The organism is Serratia sp. ASV30, assembly GCF_016428815.1.
In the GTDB taxonomy this organism is placed as follows: Bacteria; Pseudomonadota; Gammaproteobacteria; order Enterobacterales; family Enterobacteriaceae; genus Chania; species Chania fonticola_C.
In genome coordinates, this window is sequence record NZ_JAELTL010000027.1 from 19825 (window position 1) to 42172 (window position 22348).

Sequence of the window (22348 nt, forward strand, 5' to 3'; positions counted from 1 at the left end):
AGGATATACCATGGAAAAGTACCAACAAGTTTACCTCACCGTCAGCGAAATGATCTGTGACGCCAAAGATCTGGAAATGGACGACCTCTCGCCAGAGATGCCCTTGCATCAGCTAAAACTCGACAGCCTGGATTACGTCGAACTGATGGTTCTGGCCAAGCGTGAATTTGGCGCCACGTTGAGTGCCGAAATGTTTATCGATAAACCCAATATGACGCTGGGTGAACTGTGCCAATCTCTGGCCGAACAGCAAAAATAAGCCCATGACCAGACAATGGGTATTAGTGACCGGCGGTAGCCGGGGGATTGGCCGCGCGCTGGTGGAAGAGTTGGCCAAACGGTGGAACGTGGTGTTGACCTGCCGTAGCGATCAATCGCCCTCAGCCGAGGTGATTGAGGCCTGTGCTGGTTTGCCAGGTTGGGTGGAAAACTGTATTTGCGATGGCAGTGATGAACAGGCGGTGAACCTGGTAGCACCAGATCTGTTGACTCGCCTTGGAGCACCTTTGGCGGTGATCCATAATGCGGGAATTACCCAAGACAGTTTGCATATCCAACAAACGAGCGAGCGCTGGCGGCAGGTGATCGATACTAACCTCAATGCCGTATTCTACTGGAACCGCCACCTGCTGCCAGCCATGATGGGGCAGGGCGAAGGCGCCATGGTACTGATGTCTTCGGTAACGGGGATCAAGGGCAATGTGGGGCAAACGGCCTACGCTGCCAGCAAATCGGCGATGATAGGCCTGGCCAAGTCGCTGGCGTTGGAGGTGGCGCGTTTTAACATCCGGGTGAATTGCCTGCTGCCTGGGATCATTCACAGTGAAATGACAGACGCGATCCCACCGGAGGCGCTGAAGGCGCTGCGCAAACAAATCCCGCTGCGGCGTTTAGGCAAGGCCAGTGAAGTCGCCAGGGCGGCGGTATTTCTGATCGGCGATGACAGTCGTTATATGACAGGACAGAGCCTGATCCTCGACGGAGGGTTAACTGCCTGACCCACTGGGGACGAACATGTTCGTCCCCTACAAATTCCGCACCTCCAGTGCACACATGCTGCGCTTACACCTAAAACCAATCCTCCCTTGCGTTGTGGTTAGCGGTGATCACGCTTGTTTTTTTCTAAGAAATAACTTGGTTGTCACTGTGTATCATTTTTCATCATCTTGACTTATATATTCGCGATGCGAATTAATATCATTTGTAGAGCGCTCTCATTTTTAGAGTAAATCAGTGCTTTTCGCTTGCTGAAACCTTTCAATCCACAGGGGATTGGCTTTTTTAAGCTTTTATTATCTGATTTTATTGGGATTTATTTATAAATAGTGACCTTGCTCATTATTGTAACGAAATATCATCAATGTGTGCACCTTGTCATACTTTGACAAATCTCTGTCACTTTTCATTTGATAATTCGCGTCGCGAAAAATAGTCTAGCTACAGTATCAAGGCCGAGGTGAATTTTCTCATCCGGCACAATTTTACCCGATTAGGGTTTTTTTATTAGCGACCGTGCAGGGCAGTGGTGAACGCAGGCGGGCGCACTTTAAAGTCAAAGTCAAAGAGGAATTTTCTTATGGGTACGCACGGTGCTCAGCGTAAAACGCTGGCGCTCGCTGTCGCGGGTGCACTATTAGGAAGCGGATTTGTCATGGCCCCAGAAGCGCAAGCGGCTGGGTTTATCGACGATTCTACGCTGACCGGTGGGGTGTATTACTGGCAACGTCAACGCGATCGCAAAGACGTTGAAACCGGTGATTTTAAAACCAACCTCTCTCACTCTACCTGGAACGCCAACCTGGATTTCAACTCCGGCTATGCGGCGGACATGTTTGGTATCGATGTAGCGGCGTTCACCGCCATCGAAATGGCCGAATCCAGCGAGAGTGGCCACCCGAACGAAATCGCGTTCTCCAGCCGTAACCGTACCTATGACGAAGATTACTCCGGCGATAAAAGCGGTATCAGCCTGTATAAAGCGGCCGGTAAGTTCAAGTATGGCCCGGTCTGGGCGCGTGCCGGTTATATCCAGCCAAGCGGGCAAACCTTGCTGGCCCCGCACTGGAGCTTTATGCCGGGTACCTACCAGGGTGCTGAAGCCGGTGCCAACTTTGACTATGGCGATTCAGGTGCGCTGAGTTTCTCCTACATGTGGACCAACAAGTACAAAGCGCCTTGGCACATCGAGATGGACGACTTCCGTCAGAACGATCGCAAAACCGACGTTTCCTATCTGCACTCTCTGGGTGCCAAGTATGATTTCAAGAACAACCTGGTGCTGGAAGCCGCGTTTGGCCAGGCGCAAGGCTACGTGAATCAGTATTTCACCAAGGCGTCTTACAAGTTTGACCTGGCTGGTAATCCGATGACCACCAGCTACCAGTTCTACGGCGCAGAAGACCGTATCGGTGATAATCGCGATCCGAACAGCATCTATGATGGCCTGGCGTGGTTGCAGGCGCTGACCTTCGGTTATACCACCGGCCAGTTCAACTGGCGTCTGGAAGGCACCATGGTCAAGGCGGAAGGTAACCAAGGCTTCTTCCTGCAGCGTATGACCCCAACCTATGCTTCCTCAAACGGTCGCCTCGATATCTGGTGGGATAACCGTTCCGACTTTAACGCCAACGGCGAAAAAGCCGTGTTCGGTGGCGTGATGTATGACCTGAGCAACTGGAACCTGCCTGGCATGGCCGTCGGAGCTTCCTACGTTTATGCCTGGGACGCCAAGCCAAGCACCAACCCGATTTACGATCAGAGCCAGCGCCTGAGAGAGAGCGCTTACAGCCTGGATGCGATGTACACCATGCAGGACGGGCGCGCCAAAGGTACTCTGTTCAAACTGCACTTCACGCAGTATGACAACCATTCCGATATCCCAAGCTGGGGCGGCGGTTACGGCAACATCTTCCAGGACGAGAAAGACGTCAAATTCATCGTTATCGCACCGTTCACCATCTTCTAATGCGCTCCCCGGTGGCCAGGCTGCCGGGGAAAGGTCACAGGACTTTAACCATGAAAAAACTGATGCTGATTATCGCTGCGGTTGCCGGGCTTAGCGCCTGTTCGCAATCGGTCGCGCCACCGGAAGATGCCAAACTGCGCCAGGCCTACAGCGCCTGTATCAATACCGCGGAAGGTTCCCCAGAGAAATTACAGGCCTGCCAGGCGGTGCTGAACGTGTTGAAGCAAGAGAAAAAGCACCAACAGTTTGCTGAGCAGGAAACTGTGCGAGTGCTGGATTATCAAAGCTGCATCCAGGCCGCCCATACCGGCAATGGCCAGGCGTATGACGCCAAATGCGGCAAGCTGTGGAAAGAAATTCGCGCAAACAACAACTGATTACGCAAGAGGTTGCAGATGAACAAGTTTAAGATGAGTGCTCTCGCCGCCCTGACGGCTACCGTTGGGCTCTTTGGCAGCGTAGGTTCTGCCATGGCCAACCAGCAGGTGGTTGATCAACTCAGCCAGTTGCAGGTCAATCTGAAGATGTTGGACAACCGTGCCGCTGAACACGGCGTGGACTGTGCCAAGCTGGGTGCCGACTGGGCGTCCTGCCATAAGGTGCTGATCACCTTGACCAACGGCAATCAGGAAATCAAAGATAAAGATTGGGCGATCTATTTCCACAGCCCGCGCCAGACGCTGAAGGTTGATAACGACCAGTTCAAAATCACCCACATTACCGGCGATCTGTATAAGCTGGAACCGACAGACAAATTCACCAGCTTCCCGGCCAATCAGGCGGTGGAAATCCCGATTATCGCTGAATACTGGCAGCTGTTCCGCACCGACTTCCTACCGCGTTGGTATGCCACTTCCGGCGATGCTCAGCCGAAGATCCTGTCGAATACCGATACCGATGATATTAACCAGTTTGTTGCCCCATTCACTGGCGATCAGTGGAAGCGTACCAAGGATGACAACAACATTCTGATGGTCCCGGAAAGCCGCTTCACCAAGAACCAGGATCTGAAAGTGTTGCCGATGGCATCGCTGCGTGGGCAAATCATCCCAACCCCGATGGAAGTTAAAGTCCATGCGAAGGATATTGACCTGAGCAAAGGCGTGGCGCTGGATTTGAGTGCGTTGACCAAGCCAGCGGCGGATGCGGCGGCCGAGCGTTTTGCCCTGCTGGGCATTGAGAGCCAGGCGAGCGGTTATCCGATCAAGACGGATATCAAGCCAGCGGCATTCAAAGGCGATCAGGCCGTTCCAGGTGCCTACCAACTGAAGATCGGCGAGAAAGGTGCCGAAATTGTCGGTTTCGATCAGACTGGGGTGTTCTATGGCCTGCAATCCATCCTGTCGCTAATCCCTTCGGATGGCAGCAAGAAGATTGCGACACTGGATGCCAAAGATGCACCGCGCTTCCAATACCGCGGCATCTTCCTGGACGTGGCGCGTAACTTCCACCACAAAGACGCCGTATTGCGCCTGCTGGATCAAATGGCAGCCTACAAGCTGAACAAATTCCACTTCCACCTGACGGATGACGAAGGTTGGCGCATTGAGATCCCTGGCCTGCCAGAGTTGACCGAAGTGGGCGGCCAGCGTTGTCATGACCTGAGCGAGACCACCTGCCTGATGCCACAATACGGCTCTGGCCCTGCACCGCACGGTGGCTTCTTCTCCCGTCAGGACTATATCGACATCGTTAAATATGCTCAGGCGCGCCAGATTGAAGTGATCCCTGAGATCGACATGCCGGCACACGCCCGTGCGGCGATTATTTCCATGGAAGCTCGTTACAAGAAACTGCTTGCCGAAGGGAAAGAGAAAGAGGCCAACCAGTTCCGCCTGGTGGATCCGACCGATACCTCCAATACCACCTCGGTGCAGTACTTCAACCGTCAGAGCTATCTGAACCCATGCCTGGATTCCTCCAAGAACTTCGTGGACAAAGTGATTGGTGAAGTGGCCCAGATGCACAAAGAGGCCGGTCAGCCACTGAAAACCTGGCACTTTGGTGGGGACGAAGCGAAGAACATCCGTCTGGGCGCCGGCTATACCGACGTGAAAAACCCGGAAGCGGGCAAGGGCATCCTCGATCTGAGCAAAGAAGACAAGCCGTGGGCCAAGTCGCAGGTTTGTCAGGCCATCATCAAAGATGGCAAAGTGGAAGATATGGAACACTTGCCAAGCTACTTCGGTCTGGAAGTCAGCCAGTTGGTGAAAGCGCACGGCATTGACAGAATGCAGGCGTGGCAGGACGGCCTGAAAGATGCCAAAGACTCGAAGGCCTTCGCGACCAAGCATGTGGCGGTGAACTTCTGGGATACTCTGTACTGGGGTGGCTTCGACTCGGCTAACGACTGGGCGAACAAGGGTTATGACGTGGTGATCTCTAACCCGGACTACGTCTATATGGACTTCCCGTATGAAGTCAGCCCGGACGAACACGGTTATTACTGGGGCACCCGCTTCAGCGACGAGCAGAAGATCTTCAGCTTTGCGCCGAACAACCTGCCGCAGAACGCCGAAACCTCGGTTGACCGTGATGGTAACCACTTCACCGCCAAGAGCGACAAACCGTGGCCGGGCGCATATGGTCTTTCCGCCCAACTGTGGAGCGAAGTGGTGCGTACCGATCAGCAGATGGAATACATGATTTACCCACGTGCCGTGTCGCTTGCAGAACGTGCATGGCACCGCGCCAGCTGGGAGCAGGATTACAAAGCTGGCCGTGAGTATAAAGGTGGTGAAACCCATCAGGTCGATACCAAAACTCTGGATCAGGACTGGCTGCGCTTTGCCAACCTGATCGGGCAGCGTGAACTGGCCAAGATGGATAAAGCGGGCGTGAGCTATCGCCTGCCGGTCCCAGGGGCACGTATCATCGGTGGCAAGTTGGAGGCGAATATTGCTCTGCCGGGCCTGGGAATTGAATATTCCACCGACGGCGGCAAACAGTGGCAGCGTTATGACGATAAAGCGCGCCCTGCGGTGGCGGGTGAGGTGCAAATCCGTGCAATCAGCCCGGATGGCAAACGCTTCAGCCGTGCCGAGCCAGTGAAAGCGTAAGTGAAAACTCCGCCCACCTGCGTGTCGGTAGAGGGGCGGAGATAGTGCAAGGTGAGAGCAAGCTGCAATTGTGATAATTGAGTGGATATTTTTCCCCGGGCCTGTCCGGGGATTTTTTTGCCTGTCATCTGGGCATAAAAAAACCGCCGTGTAGGCGGTTTTCGCGTTCTGGCGGGCCAGAATCAGTTCTTGTTGTGCAGCGTTTCATTCTCGCGGCAATCACCGGTTTCACAGTGGCCGTACAGGTACAGGCTGTGGTTGGTGAGCTTGATACCGTGTTGCTTGGCGATATCGCGCTGACGCACTTCGATGGATTCGTCGCTGAACTCGATCACTTTGCCGCAGTCCAGGCAAATCAGGTGATCGTGGTGGTGTTGCTGAGTCAGTTCGAAAACCGACTTGCCACCTTCAAAATTGTGGCGGGTCACAATACCTGCGTCGTCAAACTGGTTCAGCACGCGGTATACCGTGGCCAGGCCAATTTCTTCGCCCATATCTATCAGTTTTTTGTACAGATCTTCCGCACTGACGTGATGGCATGCCGGATCCTGTAATACTTCCAGGATTTTGAGTCGCGGAAGAGTGACTTTTAAGCCAGCCTTCTTCAATGCGGAGTTGTTATCAGTCATGCGGATTCAGTCCTGTTACTATGCTAATCAAGTTGAGGCGTGCTCGCCTATGGCATCGGTTGGCACAAAGCGTTAATTGCGTCTCATTATAGAACCGGTTGCCGCAAATAGAAACCGCCGGTTGTTAACAAACCTATCTTTGCACGTTTACAGGGTAATCATGCAAAGCTTTGATGGATGGGATAAACCGATATCTCAGTCTACCGTGGCGAGGTAGGAAGTTACAAACTTGTAGCTTCTATTGCTCTAATCCGTGATGCCGATAACAGAAGGGCGCGCTCAACGGCGCCCCTTCCATGTGTTACGTATCCGCCGGGGCAGAGGCTTAGCCGACGATCTCGGCCAGGCTCAGCTCTTCACTGATTTGCTTGACCCAGGCATCTACGCGTTCGTTGGTCAGCTCAGGTTGACGATCTTCGTCAATGGCCAGTCCGACAAAGTGATCATCGTCTGCCAGACCCTTGGAGGCTTCAAAATGGTAGCCTTTGGTTGGCCAGTGGCCGACGATGGCCGCACCGCGTGGCTCAATGATGTCGCGGATGGTGCCCATCGCATCGCAGAAATATTCCGCGTAGTCTTCCTGATCGCCACAGCCAAACAGCGCCACCAGCTTGCCGTTAAAGTCGATGTCTTCCAGCGTCGGGAAGAAATCATCCCAGTCGCACTGGGCTTCGCCGTAGTACCAGGTTGGGATACCGAGCAGCAGGATATCAAACGCTGCCAGATCTTCTTTGCTGCTTTTGGCGATGTCGTGGATTTCTGCCACATCGTTGCCGAACTTTTGCTGAAGCGTCTTTTGGATCATCTTGGCAATGTTTTCGGTATTGCCAGTGTCGCTGCCAAAGAAAATGCCTACATGAGCCATAGTAAAGATAACCTTTTAATTCAAATGAATGTGTTGCGTAAACGCGGCCTGAGGCGCTGCCAAGGGCAGGCTTGCTCAGCCGTAAATGCGTATCATGCCAGAAATTTGTCCTGAGGTTTTATCGCGTTTATGCGATGCCTCTGCGGAGGTGGAACCGATCTGGCGTCATCCTTAACGCCGTGCCGCGCGTGCGGCAGGAGAGATCAGTGTTCTGGCTGTTCTTCTGCCAGTTGGGCCAACAGCATTTGTTCGATCAATTCGCTGCGGCTGATATTGCGCTGGTCGGCCAGTTTGTTGAGAGCATCTACCGCGTCTGCGTTGATTTTCAGCTCCACACGCCGTAATCCACGCACTTTGTCCCGTCGTAGCTGATTGCGCTTATTAATTCTAAGCTGTTCATCACGGGAAAGCGGGTTGGTTTTCGGGCGCCCTGGACGGCGTTCATCTGCGAACAGATCCAGCGTCGTGCGATCCGTTTGTTCTTTTGCCATTGTTGCGCTACTGCAAGGGAGTTTGCATCAAAAAGCGGTTTACGCTTCCAGACGGTTCGATTTACACAATTCGGGCCAATAAACCCTAACCCAAATTCACCCCCAGCCAAGCGCAGTTTCACACCTGGACAGGGTGGCAAAATTATAGCGCGCCATATTACCCCAGCAGATGGAGCGACGACAATGCCTAACTTAGCCACAAACGCGCTAAGCTATTCTCTCTAGCGCGTTTTTTCGCCACTTAAGCTCAGGGCTGGTCAATAAAGCGGTGGATTGCCCGTAATACGGCGTCCGGTTTTTCCGCATGGACCCAGTGACCGGTGCCTGCAACCACATAGGCGCGCGCCTGCGGGAACTGGCGGGCGATGTCATCGCGGTAGCTATCTTGCACGTAAGGCGAGAGGCCACCACGGATAAATAGCGTCGGGTGCGGCCAGGGTGGAACCTCCTGCCAGCCGATAATGTTCTCATACTGCTCGATCAACACCGGCAGGTTGAACCGCCAACTGCCTGCATGGAAGGATTTCAACAGAAACTGGATCACGCCTTCTTCATCCAGCGTGGCCCGCATGAGCTGCGCAGCCTGCTGACGCTGAGTGATACCCGCATCGGTGACGGCTTGCAGTGCGGTAAAGATCTGGTCATGGCGGCGAGTGTCGTAATCCACCGGGGCGATATCGATCGCCACCAGCCGTTCAATCCGCTCCGGGGCTAGCGCGGTCAACGCCATCGCTGCTTTGCCGCCCATTGAGTGGCCGATTACGATGGCTTGCTCGATTTGCAAGTCGTCTAACAGCGTCAACAGATCCTGCGCCATCGCCGGGTAGGTCATCTCCGCCGCGCGCGGTGACAGCCCGTGATTGCGCAGATCGACCTTGATCACCGTATGCTGCTGGTTCAGATCGCGTGCCAGCACGCCCAGGTTATCCAGATTGCCAAACAGGCCGTGGATCAGCACGATCGGTAGGCTCGCTGGCGTGGCAGCCTCTGCGGCCAATAATTGATAATGTAATTTCATGGTGAAGTTCATGATCTTGAGATAATGAGTTAGGTTAACATGGCTAGAGAGATTATTGGTTGGTCCGCAGAATTTTGCCGATATTTCATGGTATGGTGAGGGCTTGGCGGCCAAGGCGGTTGGCTAAAGTCTGCTTTTGCCGTTTGGGAGAACATTGTAGTGTTCGCACCCGCGCTTTTAACCTTATAATCCCATGGCTTGAATGCACCAATTGGCTTCAGGTTCATAAGTAGAAAAAACGTACTGGATAAAGATGAAAACTATTGAAGTCGACGAAGAACTTTACCGTTATATTGCCAGCCACACGCAACATATCGGTGAAAGCGCGTCTGATATTTTACGGCGTATGTTGAAGTTTACCGCAGGACAGCCTGTGCGCACGGCTCCTGTGGTTGCCAGTGGCCAGGCAGAGCCGTCAGCGGCTGCCGTTGCAGCACAGCGTCCACGCGATCGTGTGCGTGCGGTGCGCGAGCTGCTGCTATCGGACGAATATGCCGAACAGAGCAAAGCTGTAAATCGTTTTATGCTGGTACTTTCCACCTTGTACACCCTCGATGCGGCGGGCTTTGCCGCGGCAACGGATTCGTTGCATGGCCGTACCCGGACCTATTTTGCTGGCGATCAGCAAACGCTGTTGGCCAACGGAACGCATACCAAGCCCAAGCATGTGCCAGGTACGCCTTACTGGGTGATCACCAATACCAACACCGGTCGCAAACGCAGCATGATCGAACACATCATGCAGGCCATGCAGTTCCCAGCGGAACTGATCGAGAAAGTTTGCGGCACCGTCTAATTTAGCGAACAGCCCGTCACGGTGGCCGTAAGCGACTCATTGCCCGGCCACAGTACTGGCATTTTAGGGAGTAGTCGATGGCTAATGACCCACGTGCCGGGCAACCCGCTCAGCAAAGTGATTTGATCAACGTAGCCCAGCTGACGTCGCAGTATTATGTGCTGCAACCAGAGGCCGGTAATGCTGCACACGCGGTGAAATTCGGTACCTCAGGGCATCGTGGCAGCGCGCTTCGTCAGAGCTTTAACGAAGCACATATCCTGGCGATCGCTCAGGCCATTGCCGAAGTGCGTCGTCAACAGGGCACCACTGGCCCTTGCTACGTGGGTAAAGACACCCATGCGCTGTCCGAACCCGCCTTTATTTCCGTGCTGGAAGTGCTGACCGCCAACGGCGTTGACGTGGTGGTGCAGGAAAATAACGGCTTTACGCCAACCCCTGCCGTGTCACACGCTATCTTGTGCTTCAACCGCAAAGGGGGCGCGCAGGCAGACGGCATCGTGATTACGCCTTCGCATAACCCACCTGAAGACGGCGGCATCAAATATAACCCGCCAAACGGTGGCCCAGCCGATACCAACCTGACTTCGGTGATTGAAAAGCGTGCCAACGAACTGCTGAGCCTCAAGCTGCAGGGCGTACAGCGTCAATCGCTGGAAAAAGCCTGGACTGGCGGCCATCTGCATGCGCAGGATCTGGTGCAACCTTACGTAGAAGGGCTGGTAGATATCGTCGATATGCCTGCCATTCAGCGTGCGGGCCTGAAACTGGGTGTCGACCCGCTTGGCGGTTCCGGCATTGCCTACTGGCAGCGGATTGCCGAGCACTATAAGCTGGATCTGACGTTGGTGAATGACTCCATCGATCAGACCTTCCGCTTTATGCACCTCGACCATGACGGCATCATCCGCATGGACTGCTCGTCCGAATCGGCAATGGCGGGCCTGCTGGCCCTGCGCGACAAGTTCGATCTGGCGTTTGCCAACGATCCGGACTATGACCGCCACGGTATCGTCACGCCTGCGGGCCTGATGAACCCGAACCACTACCTGGCCGTTGCCATCAATTACCTGTTCCAGCATCGCCCGCAATGGGGTGCCAACGTTGCCGTGGGTAAAACGCTGGTTTCCAGCGCGATGATTGACCGCGTAGTGGCCGATCTGGGCCGCAAGCTGGTGGAAGTGCCGGTCGGTTTCAAATGGTTTGTTGACGGCCTGTTCGACGGTAGCTTCGGCTTCGGCGGCGAAGAGAGCGCCGGGGCTTCGTTCCTGCGCTTCGACGGTACACCTTGGTCTACCGACAAAGACGGCATCATCATGTGCCTGCTGGCGGCAGAGATCACTGCGGTCACCGGTGAAAACCCGCAGCATCATTATAACGATCTGGCCAAACGCTTCGGTGCGCCAAGCTACAACCGTATCCAGGCTCCGGCAACCTCCGCACAGAAAGCGGCGTTGTCCAAACTATCACCGGAAATGGTCAAGGCCAGCACCCTGGCGGGTGATCCAATCACCGCGCGTTTGACGGCAGCTCCGGGTAACGGCGCTTCCATCGGCGGCCTGAAAGTGATGACAGACAACGGCTGGTTTGCCGCTCGGCCATCGGGTACCGAAGAGGCTTACAAGATCTACTGTGAAAGCTTCCTGGGTGCCGAGCACCGTGAGAAGATCGAACGCGAAGCGGTCGAGATCGTCAGCGAAGTGTTAGCTTCAGCCAAGTAATCTCTCCCTCGATAATGAAAAGGCGCTGTTTTTACAGCGCTTTTTTTATGCCTGTAATTTAGATATATCTAATTTCAGGTTACCTCTTGCGCATTTAGATATATCGATCTAGATTAGAGCCATCGACGCAGTTTAGATATATCTAAATGCGTCGATGCTCATATCATCAATCAAGAGGTAACAACCATGATGTTTAATCGATTTGCACGTCACCACGACCAGCGGGAAGAGGGGCATTGCCACCACCGCCGTGGCGGCCGTCATCATTTTGCTGGCCGCGGGGAACACGGCCGTGGTGGTGAAGAACATGGCCGGGGCGGGCGCGGGCGTCATCGCCTGTTTGAACACGGCGATCTGCGTTTGGTGCTGCTGGCGCTGGTAGAGCGTAAACCTAGCCACGGCTACGAGCTGATCAAGGCGATCGAAGAGGCTTCTTCCGGCCTGTATGTGCCAAGCCCTGGCGTGATTTACCCAACCCTCACGTTGCTGGAAGAGCAGGACTTCCTGGAACCGGCAGTGGCTGGCAATGGCCGTAAGAGCTACCAAATTACCGAACTCGGCAAGCAGGAGTTGCAAAAACATCAGGCGGCCATCGAAGTGATTTTTGCCCGCCTGGCTGGCGCTGGGCGTGACCATCGCCATGAGGGCAATCTGGCCGAAGGGATCTCCGAAGTGATGAATCGCCTGCGCTACCTGCTGCGCGGCAACATGATGCGTGCGGATTTGTCTCAGGAGCAGGTCGGGCGTATCAATCAGGCACTGCTGACCGCCGTGGAGGCTATCGAAGCCGAAATGGTATCGCCAAAACAGCCACAGGAGGATAACTGATGCCAGGCCACCGTTTCCGCATTACCGTAGAAGCCCTGACAGACCGTAAAGGCGAACCCGTCGACAAGCCGGAGTTGGTGTTTGAGGTAGAAAATCACGACGATATTCTGGCCATTGTTGAGCGCATTCAAGGGCGAGAGGATCTGAACTTTGGCGAACAGAACAGCGCGGCCTTTGCCGTCGGGCTCAAGCTGTTCTCCGAAGTGATGATAGAAAACCGTAAGCATCCGCTGTTTGAGCCACTGCGTGACTCGTTTAAGGCGTTTATGATCGGACTGAAAAAGGGGCCAACATCGTCGCAGGATTAAGGCATAAACCGATAGCCGACGCCGGTCTCAGTGAGCAGATGCCTGGGCCGCGCCGGATCGGCTTCCAGCTTTTGCCGCAGATGGCCCATATAAATGCGCAGATAGTGGCTGTGTTCGACGTAATTGGGTCCCCAGACGTGGCTGAGTAGCTGCCGCTGGGTGATCACCTTACCGGAGTTGGCCAGCAACTCGGACAGTAAACGGAACTCGATGGGCGTCAGATGCAGATCTTCACCGTTACGCAAGACGCTACGGTTGATCAGATCGACGGTGATATCGGAGAAGCTGACCAACGGGCTTTCCTGTTGGCTATTGGCGTGGCGGCGTAGCGCAACCCGCACCCGGGCCAGCAGTTCACCAATGCCGAACGGCTTGCTCAGATAGTCATCGGCCCCCGCATCCAGCGCGGCAATCTTGTCCTCTTCGGCATGGCGAGCGGAAAGGACAATCACCGGCACGGCGCTCCATTGGCGCAGATCGCGAATGTAGTCCAGCCCGTCGCCATCGGGTAACCCCAAATCAAGAATGATCAGATCCGGCTTGCGTGTGCCGGCTTCTATCAGCCCACGCTGCAGCGTTTCACTTTCAAATACCCGTAACCCTTCGCTCTCCAGCGCGGTGCGCACGAAGCGACGGATCTCTTTCTCGTCTTCCACAATCAGAATGTTAGTCGGCGATGTGGTCACGGGGCCTCTACTCTTTGGTTACAAGTCAAAATCTGCTCCATCCAATTCGGGTGGCTTTTCCAACGGCAGCATAAAGTGGAAACTGGCTCCGCCTTCGGCGCGGTTCTCCGCCCAGATGCGGCCGCCGTGTACTTCAATAATGGCACGACAAATCGCTAACCCCAAGCCGACGCCGGGGATCGCCGACTCTTTATTGCCACGGGAGAACTTGTCAAATATCAGTTGCGTCTGTTCCTCTGGGATGCCGGGGCCATTATCCCAAACCTCCACTTCCAGCCAGTCCTTTACTGCGTGGGCGCGGATCCCGATGATAGCATCGGCACCGGCATATTTATTGGCATTTTCCACCAGGTTGGTGAACACCCGCTCTAACAGGCTGCCATCACAGTTGATCAACACCATCTCTGGCGGCAACTCCACCTTGATCTCGTGCAATACCAGCAGCGGTTCCAGCATATGCAGTGAGGCACCGACGATCTCTTCCAGCGATTGCCACTCTTTACGCAGGTTAAAACCACCGGACTGAATGCGTGCCATATCCAGCAGATTGTTTACCAGGCGGGTGGTACTGAGCACCTGCTGGCGGATTTGGCTGGCCTGTGGGGCGTGGCTGGAGCCTTCGGTGGCCAGATCCAGCGTCAGGATCTCTGCCTGACCAAACAGCACGGTAAGCGGAGTACGCAGATCGTGAGAAAGGGCGGCCAGCAGCGAGTTACGTAGCTGTTCGCGTTCGGCATCCAGCTTGGCCTCTTCGGCGCTGCGGGCCAGATGCAGGCGCTCCAGCGCGCTGGCGATCAGCACCGCAAAGGTCTGTAACAGCCGCTGTTGCTCCGGCACCATTAACTGGCGCACATTGTTCGGCTCAATTGCCAGCAGGCCAAAGGTTTGTTTGGAGGTGCTGAGCGGCAGCAGTTGGTACGGCACACCGGGCAGGGTGTCGGTACCGGCCCCGGCGGGCAAGCCTTTGCCATAGCTCCAGCGGGCGATGGCCTCATCCACCGACAGCAAGCCGCCTTCTTCACCCACCATCTGTTGCAGGGAGCCATCCTCCTGCGGCAGCAGCAGTACGGTCTTGGCCTGGAAGCTGCTGGAGATAAAATGACGGCTGGTTTTGGCAATATCTTCTCTGCTCAACGCCTGGCTGAGCCCACGGGACATCTCATATAAATGGCGCGCCCGTTGTTCGCGATAGCGTGCCACCCGGGCCTGATAACGTACCCCGGCGGTCAGATTACCAATGGTGATACCGACGGTCAGCATCACGGCAAAGGTCAGCAGATATTGCATATCACTGACGGCGAACGACCATTCGGGCTGTACGAAGAACAAATCGAAGCTGGCGACGTTGATCACCGCGGCCAGCACCGAAGGCCAGCGGCCAAAGAACAGGGCAACAATCGCCACGCCCAGCAGATAAACCATCACCAGGTTGGCGGAATCGAAGCCCGGCAGTAACCATTGTGACAGCAACGTGATGATGGCGCACAAAGCTACGGCAACGGCACAGCCCCGCAATTGGAAACGCCATTTTTCGCTAAAGGCGCGATTATCGTGCTCTTTTATCTGCGGCTGGGGCGTATCGTTTTCCAGCGCTACAATCACCAGATCGAGATCCGGCCCAAGCTGGCCAAGGCGATCGGCAAAGCTGCCGCGTAGCTTCCAGCGCTGTTCGCCACGGCGGCCGATAATGATTTTGCCCAGGTTATGTTCCCGGGCATAGCGCAGTACCGCACGTTCTTCAGAAGGATCGGAAAGGGTGGCGGTTTCTGCCCCTAATTCTTGCGCCAGCCGCAAGGCGCGCAGGATGGCTCGCCGTTGATTTTCCGGCAGGCGGTGCAGCTTGGGGGTTTCAACATATACGGCATGCCAGTGGCAACCGAGGCGCGCCGCGAGCCGTGCTGCGATGCGCACCAGCTTTTCGCTACCGCTGTTATGGCCGACGCACAGCAGGATGCTGTCCCGGGTATGCCAGACCTTTTCACGCCCCTGATTATCGCGAAAGGCCCGCATTTGGTCATCAACGCGGTCGGCAGTGCGGCGTAGTGCCAATTCGCGCAGGGCGATCAGGTTACCTTTACGGAAGAAATGCTCGATGGCGCGTTCGGCCTGGCCTGGGATATAGACCTTGCCTTCGTTGAGCCGTTGGCGCAGATCGTCTGGGGGCAGGTCCACCAACACCACTTCGGTCGCTTCGTCAAACACGTGGTCAGGCACGGTTTCCCTGACCCGTACTCCGGTGATGCCGCCGACGACGTCGTTCAGGCTTTCCAGATGCTGGACGTTAACCGTGGTCAGCACATCGATACCGGCATCCAGCAGTTCGTCCACATCCTGCCAACGTTTGGGATGGCGTGAACCCTGGGCGTTACTGTGCGCCAGCTCATCCATCAGGATCAGGGCCGGATGGCGTGCCAAAGCGGCATCGAGGTCGAACTCCTGCACCTGGCGGCCACGATGTTGGATGCGTTTTGCTGGCAGGATCGACAACCCTTGCAGCAACGCTGCCGTTTCCTGGCGGCCGTGGGTTTCCACCACGCCAATCAGCACGTCTAGCCCCTGCGCCCGTTGCCGCTGAGCTTCCTGCAACATGGCGTAGGTTTTACCTACCCCGGCGCAGGCCCCGAAGAAGACTTTCAGTTTGCCGCGTGGCTTTTCATTGGCTAACGCCAGCAGGCTGTCTGGATCGGGGCGTTGCAGTTCGTCATCCACCATCAGAGTTCCTTGTTTACCCATGCAAAGCGGGTTCGGCAATGCCGAACCCTTTATTTAGCTACTTTTTATCACGTCTTCAGTTATTTCAACGCATCCAGCGCCATATTCAGCTTCAGCACGTTGACCACCGATTCCCCCATAAAATTGGGCGTGGCGCGATCGGTGTTTTCATCAATCAGCTTGGCAATCTGCTCCTGTGGCAACTGACGAGCGTTGGCGACACGCGCTACCTGGTACTTGGCGGCGGCCAGCGAAATTTGCGGATCCAGGCCACTGCCAGAAGCGGTCAGCAGATCGACCGGGATCGGCCCGCTCATCGCCGGGTTAGCCTGGCGCAACTGCGTTGCCCGCTCACCGATCGCTTTATCCAGCGCCGGGTTGGTGGCGGCCAGATTACTGCCGCCGGATGCCATCGCATTATAGGCCGAATCGCTGGTGGCAGAAGGGCGACCCCAGAAATAACCCGGTTGGGTGAAGTTCTGGCCAATCAACGCCGAGCCGACCGCTTTATCCCCTTGATAGAGCAACGAGCCGTTGGCCGCCCCGCTGAACAGCAACTGTGACAGCCCAGTGGTGAGTAATGGGTAAGCGATACCGGTGATCGCCGTCAGCAGGATCAGCATAACCAAAGAAGGACGTAAATAAGACATCATAAATTCCTCGTTATCTTAGCCGGCCATATTCAGCGCGGTCAGCAGCAGGTCGATCAGCTTGATACCCACGAACGGTACCAGCAGGCCACCCACACCATACAGCCACAGGTTACGGCGCAGCAGAGCCGCGGCGCTCATTGCTTTGTAACTCACCCCTTTCAACGCCAGTGGGATCAGGAAGACGATCACCAGAGCGTTGAAGATCACCGCCGACATAATCGCCGAGGCGGGGGAGTGCAACTGCATCACGTTCAGCGCATTCAACTGCGGATAGGTTGCCGCGAAGGCCGCCGGGATAATGGCAAAGTACTTCGCCACATCGTTGGCGATACTGAAGGTGGTCAGTGAACCGCGCGTCATCAGCATCTGCTTACCGATATGCACCACTTCGATCAGCTTGGTCGGGTTGGAGTCCAGATCGACCATGTTGCCCGCTTCCTTGGCCGCCTGCGTCCCCGAGTTCATGGCAACCGCCACGTCGGCCTGTGCCAGTGCAGGGGCGTCGTTGGTGCCGTCGCCGGTCATCGCAACCAGGCGTCCTTCCGCCTGATACTGACGGATCAGCGCCAGTTTGGCCTCTGGCGTGGCTTCCGAAAGGAAGTCATCCACACCGGCTTCAGCTGCGATGGCGGCGGCGGTCAGGCGGTTATCCCCGGTGATCATCACCGTCTTGATGCCCATCTTGCGCAGTTCGGCAAAGCGTTCTTTAATCCCGCCTTTGACGATGTCTTTCAGCGCCACGACCCCCAGCACGCGTGGTCCTTCGGCGACCACCAACGGCGTACCGCCGGTACGAGCGACGCTTTCCACCAACTCATCTACTGCACGTGGGAAGTGGCCATTGTTGGATTCGACGTGGCGGCGAATGGCGTCCACCGCCCCTTTACGGATCATCCGGTCCTGCACGTTGACGCCGCTCATGCGGGTTTGCGCAGAGAAAGGCACGAAGGTGGCATTCAACGCCTGCAAATCGCGTTCGCGCAGGTTGAAGCGCTGCTTGGCCAGCACCACGATACTGCGGCCTTCCGGCGTTTCATCGGCTAGCGAAGAGAGTTGGGCGGCATCGGCCAGCTCTTGCTCTTTTACCCCAGGTGCCGGCAGGAATTCGGATGCCTGACGGTTACCGAGGGTGATGGTGCCGGTCTTGTCCAACAGCAATACGTCAACGTCACCGGCGGCCTCAACGGCGCGCCCGCTGGTGGCAATCACGTTGGCTCCCAGCATGCGGCTCATCCCGGCGACGCCGATAGCGGACAATAGCCCACCGATGGTGGTCGGGATCAGGCAGACCAGCAAGGCCACCAACACGGTGATCGACACTATGCTGCCGCTGCCTGCGGCTTCCACGCTGTATTGCGAGTAAGGGAACAGGGTTGCGGTTGCCAGTACGAACACGATAGTCAACGCCACCAGCAAAATGGTCAGCGCCACTTCGTTTGGGGTTTTACGGCGTTTGGCACCTTCGACCATGGCGATCATACGATCGAGGAAGGTTTCCCCTGGGTTGACGCTACACTGCACCACCAGCCAGTCGGACAGAATACGCGTCCCGCCGGTCACGGAGGAGAAGTCACCACCGGATTCACGGATCACCGGTGCAGATTCACCGGTGATGGCGCTTTCATCGACCGATGCGCCGCCTTCCAGCACTTCGCCATCGCAAGGGATAGTATCGCCAGCTTCTACCAGCACGATATCCCCTTTACGCAGGCTCTCGGCCGAGACTTTCTCGGTGGCCCCATCACGCTTCGGTGTGGCGAGTTTCTTCGCCCAACTGGTTTTCTTGGTGCCCTTCAGGCTTTCTGCCTGAGCCTTGCTGCGTCCTTCCGCCAGCGCCTCGGCGAAGTTGGCGAACAGCACGGTAAACCACAGCCACATGGCGATGCTGCCGGTAAAGGCCGCGCTACCTTCGGCGTTGCCTGAAAGCACCGCCAGCCAAATGACTGAAGTCAGGATACTGCCGAGGTACACCACGAACATCACCGGGTTACGCCACTGAACGCGTGGGTCCAGCTTTTTCACCGCATCGATCAGCGCGGTACGCATCAGTGCCGGTTCAAACAGTGCGCGTTGTTTGCGAGTCATCTTGTTCTTCTCTCTGTTATGACTGTTAATTGGCCAACCACAGTTGTAAATGTTCGGCTACCGGGCCTAGCGCCAGCGCTGGGACAAAGGTCAAGGCACCGACCAGCAGGATGGTACCGACCAACAGGCCGATAAACAGTGGCCCGTAGGTTGGCAGCGTGCCGTTGCCCGCCGGTTGGCGTTTTTTGACACACAGCGAACCCGCAATGGCCAGCACCGGCAGGATCACCCCAAAGCGACCAACAAACATCGCAAAGGCCAGCAGCAGGTTGTAGAACGGCGTGTTGACGCTCAGACCGGCAAAGGCGCTACCGTTGTTGTTGGCTGCCGAAGAGACTGCGTACAGCACTTCACTGAAGCCATGCGCCCCTGGGTTGAGGATGCCAGCACGACCGGCGTCGGTAGCAATCGCCAACGCGGTGCCCAGCAGCACCAAGGTCGGCGTCACCAGGATTGCCAGTGCGGTCATCTTCATGTCATAAACATCGATCTTCTTGCCGAGATATTCCGGCGTGCGGCCAATCATCAGCCCGGCGATAAACACCGTCAGCAGCACGAACAGCAGCATGCCGTACAGGCCGGAACCGACGCCGCCGAACACGACCTCGCCAATCTGCATCAGCCACATCGGCACCATACCACCCAGTGCGGTAAAGGAGTCATGCATGGCGTTGACCGCACCGCAGGAGGCCGCAGTGGTCACCACCGAGAACATGCTGCTGGCGAGAATGCCAAAGCGGGACTCTTTGCCTTCCATATTGATGTTGCTGCTACTGCCAAGCGCGCTCAGATGCGGGTTACCAGCCAGTTCAGCATTCATCACCACGATCACCGCAACGATAAAGATCAGCGCCATGGCCCAGATCAGCGCGTGACCCTGACGGTTTTCACCGGCCACCTGACCAAAGGCGAAGCACAGGGCGCAAGGGATCAGGAAGATCGCCAGCATCTGCACAAAGTTGGTCAATACGGTCGGGTTTTCAAACGGATGCGCCGAGTTGGCACCGAAGAAGCCACCGCCGTTAGTACCGAGCATCTTGATCGCTTCCTGAGAAGCCACTGGTCCCATTGGCAAGGTCTGCTGTGCTCCTTCCAGCGTGGTGACATGCAGGTAAGGCAGGAAGTTCTGCAATGTCCCCTGGCTGACGAAGAACAACGCGATCAGCAGTGACAGCGGCAACAACACATACAGGGTAATGCGCAGGATATCGATCCAGGCGTTACCGATGGTGGCGCTGGAACGGCGTGCAAAGGCCCGGATCAGGGCAAAGGCAACGGCGATACCGGTGGCGGCAGACAGGAAGTTCTGTACCGTCAACCCGGCCATCTGGCTGAGATAGCTGAGGGTATTTTCCCCGCTGTAGGCCTGCCAGTTGGTATTGGTGACGAAGCTGACGGCAGTATTGAACGCCAGATCCCAAGATAAACCGGGGAACCCTTGCGGGTTGAGCGGTAAGGAACCCTGTGCCATCAGCAGCACCAACAGCAGCACCAAACCGAGGATATTGAACCACAGGATCGCCAGTGCGTATTGCCACCAGGTCATCTCGGCGGTGTCATTACCACAGCAACGCCAGACGGTTGCTTCCACATGGCGCAGCACCGGTAGCGGCTCTCCCTCGATCAGGCGAGCCATAAAGCTGCCCAGGGGACGGGCCAGCACCAGAAGCACCAGCATAAAGCTGGCGATCAACAAGAAGGCTGAAGCTGCCATCAGAAGTCCTCCGCATTAAACAGGGCATAAACCAGATAGCCCAACAGCAGCAGAACCAACAGCGCACCACCAATAACGCTGAAACTCACGGGACACCTCCAGAGGTGTTGTTTTTGATAGCCTGAGTGTAGGGAGGGCAGTAGAAAGAAGATGAAAAAATAGCGTGGACGGGTGTAAAAAAAGTATAAAAATGATTGAAATAACGGCAAAAATTGGCGGTTTTATACGCAGCAAGGGCGTGGGGGGATGGGGTGTTGGCATAAAAATCCGTTTAACGACCCCAACAACGCCAAGAAACCACAATGTAACCAATGTTAAGTTAGTTATTAACCTTGATGTAACAAAATTACGTTGTGGAGGCCTTTTTTGTGCTCTTTTTGCGCATTTTAGTGGTCGGATGAGTTGTAAAATTACACCCTATGCGGTAATATTTTGCTCAGTTTCCAATTGGCCATCATTTATCGTTTTGCATTGCGTCGGGTCCTGACAACCTGGCGCGGATGTTTTTAAGGAGGTTCGTATGTCTAACTACCAAGCCTATCCGTTGCATCGGGTCCTCCTGCGCCGTAGCGCAGTGATTCTGGTCGGTGTTCTTGCCTTGCCGGTGATGCTGTTCCGTGCCGATCGCGCACGTTTTTACAGCTATTTACACCGCGTCTGGTCAAAAACCAGCAATAAACCGGTCTGGCTGCAACAGGCAGAAACGGCGTCCTGCGATTTTTATTAATCCTGGCCCGTAGCAATACTACGAACCCTCGCCCCTTTGGCGGGGGTTTTTGCGTTTTAAGCCGCAGTAACGCATTAACTCCTCTACACTTCTAGCATTAACCCGTTGGTGGGAGACAAGATATGAGCAACAAGATCCCTATTGGAATCAGTGCCTGCCTGTTGGGCAGTGCGGTGCGTTTCGATGGTGGCCATAAACGCTGCGAATTTGCCGTGGAACAATTGGCGCCCTATGTCGCGTTTGAGCCGATTTGTCCCGAAATGGCGATTGGCTTGCCAACGCCACGGCCTGCGCTGCGTTTGGTTAAAAACCAACAGCAGACGCGGTTGCTCCACAGCAATGACCCCAATGTAGATCTTACCGAACGGATGCAACAGTTCTCTGAACTGCGGGTTAGCCAGTTGCAACATTTATGCGGCTACATAGTCTGCGCAAAATCGCCTACTTGCGGAATGGAGCGGGTCAAGCTCTGGGACGAGAACGGCCAGGGGGCGCGTAAAAGTGGCGTCGGGCTGTTTGCCGCCGAGCTGCTCCAGCAAATGCCGTGGTTGCCGGTAGAAGAAGACGGTCGTCTGACCGATCCCGTGCTGCGGGAAAACTTTGTCGAACGGGTGTTTGCCCTTTATGAACTGAATATGCTGTGGCGCCAGGGGTTAACTCGTGGTGGGCTGATCGCTTTTCATAGCCGTTATAAACTTTCACTGTTGGCGCATTCACAGCCAGAGTACCGGGAGCTGGGGCGTTTCGTCGCGGATATTGAACGCTGGGAGTCGCTGGACGCTTTTGCGGTGGAATATCGCCAACGCCTGATGAGGCTATTGCAGCACAAGGCGACACGGCGCAACCACACCAACGTCTTGATGCATGTTCAGGGTTACTTCCGCCGCCAGCTCAGCAGCTCTCAGCGCCAGGAACTGGCCAGGCTTATCGATCACTATCGCCAGGGGATGCAACCGCTGCTGGCACCGATTACGCTGTTAAAACATTACATGGCCGAATATCCTGATAGCTATCTGGCGCAACAGCGCTATTTTGAGCCCTACCCGGAGGCGCTGCGCCTGCGCTACGGCCATTAACCCGCAAGGAGTGTT

General features: G+C 55.7%; 21 protein-coding genes. 11 read left to right on the forward strand and 10 right to left on the reverse strand.

All coding sequences use genetic code 11. The features are described 5' to 3' along the window. Window positions 1-10 precede the first annotated feature (10 nt). From JHD74_RS13665 to JHD74_RS13685, 5 genes are all read left to right on the forward strand, one after another. Complete coding sequence (locus JHD74_RS13665) at window positions 11-259, forward strand: acyl carrier protein (RefSeq protein ID WP_024529318.1); 249 nt, start codon at window positions 11-13, stop codon at window positions 257-259. 4 nt (window positions 260-263) lie between these two features. Then, the gene (locus JHD74_RS13670) at window positions 264-998 is read left to right on the forward strand and encodes an SDR family oxidoreductase (RefSeq protein WP_024529319.1); all 735 of its coding nucleotides are present in this window, start codon (window positions 264-266) and stop codon (window positions 996-998) included. Window positions 999-1576: 578 nt separating this feature from the next. Continuing rightward, window positions 1577-2965: an OprD family outer membrane porin gene (locus JHD74_RS13675; RefSeq protein ID WP_024529320.1), complete on the forward strand. Its 1389-nt coding sequence runs from the start codon at window positions 1577-1579 to the stop codon at window positions 2963-2965. Window positions 2966-3015: 50 nt separating this feature from the next. After that, entirely contained in the window at window positions 3016-3342 is a 327-nt protein-coding gene (gene chiQ / locus JHD74_RS13680; RefSeq protein ID WP_199062896.1) for a ChiQ/YbfN family lipoprotein, read from the forward strand. 18 nt (window positions 3343-3360) lie between these two features. After that, entirely contained in the window at window positions 3361-6024 is a 2664-nt protein-coding gene (locus tag JHD74_RS13685; protein WP_024529322.1) for a beta-N-acetylhexosaminidase, read from the forward strand. Window positions 6025-6206: 182 nt separating this feature from the next. Here the strand turns inward: JHD74_RS13685 and fur are convergent, their stop codons facing one another. The 4 genes from fur to ybfF form a co-directional block, all read right to left on the reverse strand. Further along, entirely contained in the window at window positions 6207-6653 is a 447-nt protein-coding gene (fur, locus tag JHD74_RS13690; RefSeq protein ID WP_021805300.1) for a ferric iron uptake transcriptional regulator, read from the reverse strand. A 325-nt stretch (window positions 6654-6978) separates the two neighbouring features. Then, window positions 6979-7518 carry a flavodoxin FldA gene (gene fldA / locus JHD74_RS13695; protein ID WP_021805299.1) on the reverse strand — a complete coding sequence of 180 codons (540 nt, stop codon included), beginning with the start codon at window positions 7516-7518 and terminating at the stop codon, window positions 6979-6981. Window positions 7519-7721: 203 nt separating this feature from the next. Next, complete coding sequence (gene ybfE / locus JHD74_RS13700; protein ID WP_021805298.1) at window positions 7722-8009, reverse strand: LexA regulated protein; 288 nt, start codon at window positions 8007-8009, stop codon at window positions 7722-7724. A gap of 247 nt (window positions 8010-8256) precedes the next feature. Beyond that, window positions 8257-9039: an esterase gene (gene ybfF, locus JHD74_RS13705; RefSeq protein ID WP_199062897.1), complete on the reverse strand. Its 783-nt coding sequence runs from the start codon at window positions 9037-9039 to the stop codon at window positions 8257-8259. Between the two features lie 241 nt (window positions 9040-9280). Here ybfF and seqA point away from each other — a divergent pair, with 241 nt between their 5' ends. From seqA to JHD74_RS13725, 4 genes are all read left to right on the forward strand, one after another. Next, window positions 9281-9823 (forward strand): replication initiation negative regulator SeqA, encoded by a 543-nt coding sequence (gene seqA / locus JHD74_RS13710; RefSeq protein ID WP_021805296.1) that lies wholly within the window; start codon window positions 9281-9283, stop codon window positions 9821-9823. 77 nt (window positions 9824-9900) lie between these two features. Further along, on the forward strand, window positions 9901-11544 hold the full coding sequence (gene pgm, locus JHD74_RS13715) for a phosphoglucomutase (alpha-D-glucose-1,6-bisphosphate-dependent) (RefSeq protein WP_074027935.1): 1644 nt from the start codon (window positions 9901-9903) through the stop codon (window positions 11542-11544). Window positions 11545-11733: 189 nt separating this feature from the next. Then, window positions 11734-12372, forward strand: coding sequence for a PadR family transcriptional regulator (locus tag JHD74_RS13720; protein ID WP_024483167.1), 639 nt, complete (start codon window positions 11734-11736; stop codon window positions 12370-12372). Further along, window positions 12372-12680 (forward strand): DUF3861 domain-containing protein, encoded by a 309-nt coding sequence (locus tag JHD74_RS13725; protein WP_021805293.1) that lies wholly within the window; start codon window positions 12372-12374, stop codon window positions 12678-12680. The genes JHD74_RS13720 and JHD74_RS13725 overlap by 1 nt, the downstream gene beginning before the upstream one ends. Here JHD74_RS13725 and kdpE read toward each other — a convergent pair. The 6 genes from kdpE to JHD74_RS27055 form a co-directional block, all read right to left on the reverse strand. Then, entirely contained in the window at window positions 12677-13366 is a 690-nt protein-coding gene (kdpE, locus tag JHD74_RS13730) for a two-component system response regulator KdpE (protein WP_024529329.1), read from the reverse strand. The two genes, JHD74_RS13725 and kdpE, sit on opposite strands and share 4 nt — an antisense overlap. A gap of 18 nt (window positions 13367-13384) precedes the next feature. Next, the gene (gene kdpD / locus JHD74_RS13735; RefSeq protein WP_024529330.1) at window positions 13385-16078 is read right to left on the reverse strand and encodes a two-component system sensor histidine kinase KdpD; all 2694 of its coding nucleotides are present in this window, start codon (window positions 16076-16078) and stop codon (window positions 13385-13387) included. An 80-nt stretch (window positions 16079-16158) separates the two neighbouring features. Then, entirely contained in the window at window positions 16159-16728 is a 570-nt protein-coding gene (kdpC, locus tag JHD74_RS13740) for a potassium-transporting ATPase subunit KdpC (protein WP_024529331.1), read from the reverse strand. An 18-nt stretch (window positions 16729-16746) separates the two neighbouring features. After that, a complete protein-coding gene (gene kdpB / locus JHD74_RS13745) occupies window positions 16747-18816 on the reverse strand; it encodes a potassium-transporting ATPase subunit KdpB (protein WP_024529332.1) in 2070 nt (689 codons plus the stop codon). 25 nt (window positions 18817-18841) lie between these two features. Then, window positions 18842-20530 (reverse strand): potassium-transporting ATPase subunit KdpA, encoded by a 1689-nt coding sequence (gene kdpA / locus JHD74_RS13750; protein WP_074027937.1) that lies wholly within the window; start codon window positions 20528-20530, stop codon window positions 18842-18844. Beyond that, window positions 20530-20619 (reverse strand): K(+)-transporting ATPase subunit F, encoded by a 90-nt coding sequence (locus JHD74_RS27055; RefSeq protein WP_037375124.1) that lies wholly within the window; start codon window positions 20617-20619, stop codon window positions 20530-20532. The genes kdpA and JHD74_RS27055 overlap by 1 nt, the downstream gene beginning before the upstream one ends. A gap of 431 nt (window positions 20620-21050) precedes the next feature. Between JHD74_RS27055 and JHD74_RS13760 the strand changes: the two genes are divergently transcribed. Together JHD74_RS13760 and JHD74_RS13765 are read left to right on the forward strand one after the other, a co-directional pair. Continuing rightward, window positions 21051-21257, forward strand: a complete 207-nt coding sequence (locus JHD74_RS13760; protein WP_024529334.1) for a YbfA family protein — start codon at window positions 21051-21053, stop codon at window positions 21255-21257. 122 nt (window positions 21258-21379) lie between these two features. Continuing rightward, window positions 21380-22333 carry a 2-thiouracil desulfurase family protein gene (locus tag JHD74_RS13765; protein ID WP_024529335.1) on the forward strand — a complete coding sequence of 318 codons (954 nt, stop codon included), beginning with the start codon at window positions 21380-21382 and terminating at the stop codon, window positions 22331-22333. Window positions 22334-22348: the final 15 nt, after the last annotated feature.